At 37.6% G+C, this 6238-nt stretch carries 6 protein-coding genes; 1 reads left to right on the plus strand and 5 read right to left on the minus strand.

Annotated features, from left to right (window positions below):
- Window positions 1–22: 22 nt before the first annotated feature.
- Window positions 23–1135, minus strand: a complete 1113-nt coding sequence (locus ACTU7M_RS10375) for an ABC transporter substrate-binding protein (RefSeq protein ID WP_443474322.1) — start codon at window positions 1133–1135, stop codon at window positions 23–25.
- A 215-nt stretch (window positions 1136–1350) separates the two neighbouring features.
- On the opposite strand from ACTU7M_RS10375, the gene ACTU7M_RS10380 reads away from it, so the two are divergent.
- Window positions 1351–2127 (plus strand): DeoR/GlpR family DNA-binding transcription regulator, encoded by a 777-nt coding sequence (locus tag ACTU7M_RS10380; RefSeq protein WP_443474323.1) that lies wholly within the window; start codon window positions 1351–1353, stop codon window positions 2125–2127.
- Window positions 2128–2200: 73 nt separating this feature from the next.
- On the opposite strand, the gene ACTU7M_RS10385 is transcribed toward ACTU7M_RS10380, so the two are convergent.
- The 4 genes from ACTU7M_RS10385 to ACTU7M_RS10400 all read right to left on the minus strand — a co-directional run bounded on the left by ACTU7M_RS10385 (window position 2201) and on the right by ACTU7M_RS10400 (window position 5716).
- On the minus strand, window positions 2201–2755 hold the full coding sequence (locus ACTU7M_RS10385; protein WP_443474324.1) for a tyrosine-type recombinase/integrase: 555 nt from the start codon (window positions 2753–2755) through the stop codon (window positions 2201–2203).
- A 371-nt stretch (window positions 2756–3126) separates the two neighbouring features.
- The gene (locus ACTU7M_RS10390; protein WP_443474325.1) at window positions 3127–4155 is read right to left on the minus strand and encodes a M42 family metallopeptidase; all 1029 of its coding nucleotides are present in this window, start codon (window positions 4153–4155) and stop codon (window positions 3127–3129) included.
- Between the two features lie 153 nt (window positions 4156–4308).
- On the minus strand, window positions 4309–4701 hold the full coding sequence (locus ACTU7M_RS10395) for a cupin domain-containing protein (protein WP_443474326.1): 393 nt from the start codon (window positions 4699–4701) through the stop codon (window positions 4309–4311).
- Between the two features lie 70 nt (window positions 4702–4771).
- Window positions 4772–5716, minus strand: a complete 945-nt coding sequence (locus ACTU7M_RS10400) for a 2-hydroxyacid dehydrogenase (protein ID WP_443474327.1) — start codon at window positions 5714–5716, stop codon at window positions 4772–4774.
- Window positions 5717–6238: the final 522 nt, after the last annotated feature.

Here is a 6238-nt window from a genome sequence, read left to right on the forward strand (position 1 = left end):
TCACCTTCCGTGCATCGACACATTAATTCATTTTACTGATAACATTCTCTTGCCACATGTTTCCTAATTGTGGTAGTAATTCGTCCCAAGCTGCTGAATCTTCAACTGGATAGACTTCAGCGTCTTCATACTCACTATCCGGTAACAACGCTGCAGCTGCATCCTCATCTAATTCAACCTCACGAATAGGGCGGGCATGACCACGTGCCAAGTTATTTTGTCCCTCATCAGAAAGGATATATTCACGTGCGAGAGCAGCAGCATGAGGGTTTTGTGAGTAACGATTTAAGATGGTCGTGTAACCGGACATCGCAGCCCCATCTTGTGGAATTACTACTTGGAAGCGATCTTCTCCTAATTCATCTTGTAAAGCTAATGCGTTAAAGTCCCACATCGGTACAACTTGATGCTCCCCGGCTTCCATAGTAGCCGTATCATGACCTTGAACGTTTAACCGTCCTTCCGATGCCAATGTGCCAAAGAAATCCAATCCCGGTTGTACATCCGACTCAGTCCCGCCAAAAGCTACAGCTGCCGACAACAAAGCAAATTGGGATTGGTTCGCAGAGCTCACGTCCCCCATTGTAAATTTATATTCGCCATCAAGTACTTCTTGCCATGAAGTTGGCACTTTGCCATCTGTAGCTTCAGTATCAATAACAAAAGCCATTGTTCCTGTATAAGACAACATCCAGTATCCTTCACCTTCCGCATCTTTTGCCCAGTCAGGAATCTCATCGTAATAAGAGGTCTTATACGGTAGTAATAATTCACGTTCTACAGCTTCAGGACCAAAAGCAATGCCAACATCCCCAATATCAGCTGAAGCATTATCCTTTTCATTTTCAAAAGTGGCTAGTTCTTCTGCAGATGACATATCTGTATCAACGTGTTCCAATCCATGAATTTCGTTTAAATCAGCCCATGTTTCTTCCCAGTTTGCCCACGTATCTGGCATCCCGACGGAATTGACTTCTCCTTCTGTTTCAGCCGCTGTAATTATTTCTTCAAGTGACATATTATTTAAATCCAGTTCTTCATTAGCTGCTACATTCTGATTCCCACATGCTGCCAGTAATAATGCCGAAGCACCTAAGACAGATAGCGAAGTAAAACGTTTCATTAAGTTATTCATTTTTTTCCTCCCATAATTCCTGAATTATGCTTTTGTTTGTTGCTATAAATAACTTATCAAACGAATGTAAATTCTAAAGGCACATTAAGTAAAGGTTCTGTTAACAAATGTTAAACATTGTAAATCAGTGTTAAGTTTAGGTATACATGGTGTTTTTAAAAAATCTATTTGTTATGATGACTGAAATGTCTATCATATTTAATGGAGGGATATCATTGCTAAAAGAAGAACGCCAAGAGATGATACTGGATTACATTAAGCTTTACGGTTCCGTTAAAACGGCAGAATTAACGAAATCATTTAACACGACACGCCAAACAATCCATAATGATTTGGATATTCTGAGTGAAAAGGGTAAATTAAAAAGGGTCCACGGCGGTGCAGTTCGGATAAGTAAATCAGAAGAACCGTCAATAGAAGCACGCAGGAATTCCAACCTGACGGATAAAACCATAATCGGGCAAGTTGCTGCCAGCTTTGTGAATGAAAGAGACACGATATTTTTGGATGTCAGTACCACGGTTAATGAAATGATTCCCCACCTTCTTGCGTATGAGCATTTAACGATTGTTACCTATTCCTTGGAAGCGGCTTATCTATTAAGCAAACAGACCACGTTTGATATTATTATGATTGGCGGTCGAATGAGGAATCGTGATTTGGCTACCGAAGGAACACAAACGCTTCAATCATTAAGAAATATTTTTGTTGATAAATGTTTTTTAGGAGCCGGCGGTGTCTCAATGGTAGCGGGAATAACCGATTACCATTTTTCCGATTCCGAAATTCGTAAAATTATGATTCAAAACGCTACTGAAGCCTATATCCTCTTTGATTCATCCAAAATAAATACAATAACGATCTCTAAATATGTCGATTTTGATACTGTCCATCAATTGATTTCCTATGATATCCGTGATACGGATTTTCTCAATTTTTTGAATGAGAACCAAATACCTTTTATTGATGCTAAAAATAATTTACGCAGCTAAAATTAAGCGCAAAAAAACAGTTATCATATTAGAACGCATGTCTAATTTGCCAACTGTTTTTTTGCTTCTATTATCAGAACCCCATATCCACGGTTGCGTACACGTTGTTGATACTCTCTTGGGTAATGCCAATATAACGTAACGTTACTGCTTGTGAGGAATGCTGAAAAATGGTTTGGAGTAAACTGATATCAACGCCTTGCTTATATGACAAATAACCAAACGTTTTACGTAATGAATGGGCACTCAAAGGTGTGATGCCGATCATATCACCCGCATGAGATATAATACGATGCGCCTGCATACGCTGGATGGGCTGATCAGGATTTTTTTCCGAGAAGAAGATATAATCATCATTCTTTAATTGTTCTTTTTTTACGTATAGCTTTATGGAGTGACGTAATTTGGGATGCAAATACAACATTTTCTTTTTCTTGGTTTTCTTTTCCTGTACCCAGACAAATTCCTGCTTATGAACATCACCGACTTTTAAATTTAAGATATCGCTGATTCGCAATCCGGTTCGTAAGCCGAATTCAAGGAGGAGGCGATTTTTGGATTCTGGTGGATAAACCTCCATCAAATTTTTTATCTGCTTTTTTTGTTTTATGGGATATGTGAAATTCATGGCTATCTATTCCTTTGAAAATAATATTTTTGTTTGTGATTTAATGAACGAGTGATTGGTACTCTACTAGATACCGGTAAAAAGGGTGGTTTTACCTGTTAAAAGCGCTTTTTGAGCATAGACCTGGCATTCTGCCCTTTTAGTGTACCATTTAACCCCTTGCTATATCAATCTTTTATATGATACACAATTGTAATTGTGTATCATAATTATTTTGGAGCGTTTTAAGCCGATTTCAAGTCAGTTTATGGATAAGTACCCATGAAACAGCCGTAAAAGCCCTTATTTTAGAAGTGACTAAAATATGCCAAAAAAATAAACGAAGAAAAGCAAAATAGCTCTTCTTCGTTTATTTAATCTCATCTTTGTGACTATTTCATGATATATGAATAAATCAGCTTGAAGGTATTTTCAAGCGCATCAATATGTGTGCGTTCCATCCCGTGACTGCTCGCAACTCCGGGACCGATCAATGCTGCACGGATGTTTGCCCCACCCCGGAGCGCCGCAGAAGCATCACTTCCGTACATTGGGTATATATCGACAGCGTAATTTAATTTTTCCTTTTTTGCCATGTCGATCAAGTTTGTGGTCATTTCATAATCGTAGGGCCCTGAAGAGTCTTTGGCGCAAATAGAGACGTCAAACTCCGTACAATCGAGATCCAATCCGATGCACCCCATGTCAACAGCTAGCAACTCACTAATGTCTTCCGGAATCCATGAAGCACCATGTCCAACTTCTTCGTATGTTGAGAAGATAAATGTCAGATTAGTTGCGGGTTGGATATTTTCTTTCTTTAACATACGAAGAATACTCACCAAAATTGAGACTGAAGCTTTATCATCTAAAAAACGAGATTTTATATATCCGGATTCAGTAACCACAACTTTAGGGTCATAAGCAATGATATCGCCATTTTGAATACCAAGCTTCTTGACTTCCTCTTTATCTTTCACGCGTTCGTCAATTTTTACGACTAAATTATCAATGTCGCGTTCTTTAGTGGCTGCATCTTTAAAGACATGAACAGAGGGTGTATTAGAAAGGATAGTTCCTGTATACACTTTGCCGTTACGCGTGATGATGTCGCAGTATTCTCCGTCCAGCGTCGGCGTTAAGGGCCCCCCTAATTTTGTTAAAGCCAAAGTTCCGTCACTATTAATTGAGCGCACCATTAATCCTAAAGTATCTATATGCGCACTCAGTCCCCGTGTGACAGTTGTATCTTTCCCACTAACCTTGACGATGACATTTCCTTTTGGGGTTTTATCGGTATTATATCCGAGTTCTTCGAGTGTTTTTTGCAGGAAATTCGTCGCATCTTTTGTATAGCCGGATGGACTGTTAATAGAAAGTAATTCTGTTAAAAATGAAAGTGTCTCTTCTTTATTGAACATGTTTTATTTGTATGAACACTAATCAAATGTCCATACACTCCTCTCCTTTTTCTAGAAATCAAGTACATCTATTATATCACTAAAAAAAAGAACCCGTCCTTTTTGGACAGATTCTTTCATGAGGGTTTGTAGTAAATTTTATAACTTGAAAGATTAACCGTTACTACATAAATCATGTTCAATAAAACCAATGGGTGTAGGTCCGGCAATACCTAGCATAACAAAACACTCTTGAGAATTATTGGTCATGCCATGTTTTTCTCCTTTTCTTGCTACGACAATATCACCAGCTTTAATTTTTACCATTTGACCGCATTCGGGATAGTAATCTGCTTCGCCTTGGATGACAATCCATATATCATCTGCTAGAGCATGAGAATGAATCGGTAGTGTTTGACCTGGGTACATACACCATACAGCCCCAACAGTATTCTCTGTTTCGTAAAATATTTCTTTATTTGCTGTTTGTTTATTAAATTTTTTGATTGATGGCCAATGGAATATCCGATTTGATAACTGTTCACGGGAAACTTCTGTTAGATTCATCGTCCATTCTCCTTAATTTAGAATTTTTTTCTGCAGACACAGCGACATCGTGATAGATCATTTATACTTGTTAATTGACAATATTTATTGGATTTCCGTTTAGATAAGCTATGGTATTATCAAAGGCAATCATTGCGCGTCTTACCATTGCCTCATTGGTTAAAAAACCGACATGTGGCGTTAAAACTGCATTTTTTGCTTGCAGCAATGGATAGTCTTGTGGAATAGGTGGTTCCATATCAAAGACATCAATCCCAGCTCCTGCAATCGTGCCATCATTCAATGCCTGTGCTAAGGCAGCGTTGTCGACAATCGGACCTCGGGCACAGTTAATCAATATTGCGGTCGGTTTCATCATTTCCAATTTTTCTTTTCCTACCAAGCCTTTTGTTGATGGCAATAGTGGAACGTGTAGCGAGACAATGTCTGATTGTTTAAATACTTCATCTTGAGGAAGATAAGTAATTCCTAATTCTTTTCCTTCTTCGGTTGGCATAAAGTCGTCCGCAATAACAGTCGCGCCGAAAGCTTTGAATAATTGTGCTGTCTCAAGACCGATTTTACCGGCTCCGATAATACCCACTACTTTATCTTTAATTTCAGCACCTTGGAAAGGACCTGAGAAATTTGGCTTACGAAGTTCTTCATTGCCTTTAGTAATACGGCGATAGACATCAAGCACCAGTCCAATTGCAAGCTCTGCGACAGCTGTATTTGCATAACCTGATGCGTTACACATTTTAATGTTATGATTGTCTAGTTGGACATGGTCAAAGCCTGTAAAAGCAACGTTTATTAGTTTTAATTCAGGATTACTTTCAATTACTTCCCTTGGGTATGGGTTGTTTGCTATCATAATGACATCCGCATGCTCACTGCGTTTTTTTAATTCGTCAATATCCGTTGTTTTTGTTGGATAATATACAAATTCATGCCCCATATCTTTCAGAGGCTGAGCAAGTTCGTTAATAAGGTCTTCAGATACATTTAGTGGTTCTAGCAATTTTATAATCATTTGGAATCTCCTTAGTTTTATTGTGATTAAATTCACATTTGATGCTTTAATCATAAATCGAATTGCATTCTAAGTCAATTGTTTTTGTTCGAAATGTCTAATGTTTGTTCATTTTGAACATACAAGTAACGATCATTTATGTATTATAACTTATGGTTCACTTTATCAAAAAAGATAAACACTTCTTAATAAAAGCCCATTTCGGTCGATTTAATGATACTTTTTTTAATTTTAAAAAGTCCATATTAGTTATTCTAGGGGAATTTTTATTTGATTGCATTTTTAGCGAAAAGATTCGTGTAGAAATCAACTTAATTGTGAATAAATATACTATGTTCGTGGCATAGTATATTTTTACAAGAAAAAAACAGACCTCAATTAGAGATCTGTTTTTTTAGGCTCTATAATATTTGGTGTTGGTGAATCATTTTGATTCACTGGCACCATTTTTGTTTTTAAATGCAAAAAGGCCAGTGAACCCCTATAATTTAGTTACCACACAAAACAACAGGAGGACTCACA

Source organism: Jeotgalibaca sp. A122, from assembly GCF_052266715.1.
Lineage (GTDB): Bacteria > Bacillota > Bacilli > Lactobacillales > Aerococcaceae > Jeotgalibaca.

Bases quoted from the DNA above. Each gene is read 5' to 3' on its own strand.
- ACTU7M_RS10375 (WP_443474322.1), bottom strand. From the start codon at position 1,135: ATGAATAACTTAATGAAACGTTTTACTTCGCTATCTGTCTTAGGTGCT.
- ACTU7M_RS10385 (WP_443474324.1), bottom strand. From the start codon at position 2,755: ATGAATTTCACATATCCCATAAAACAAAAAAAGCAGATAAAAAATTTG.
- ACTU7M_RS10390 (WP_443474325.1), bottom strand. From the start codon at position 4,155: ATGTTCAATAAAGAAGAGACACTTTCATTTTTAACAGAATTACTTTCT.
- ACTU7M_RS10395 (WP_443474326.1), bottom strand. From the start codon at position 4,701: ATGAATCTAACAGAAGTTTCCCGTGAACAGTTATCAAATCGGATATTC.
- ACTU7M_RS10400 (WP_443474327.1), bottom strand. From the start codon at position 5,716: ATGATTATAAAATTGCTAGAACCACTAAATGTATCTGAAGACCTTATT.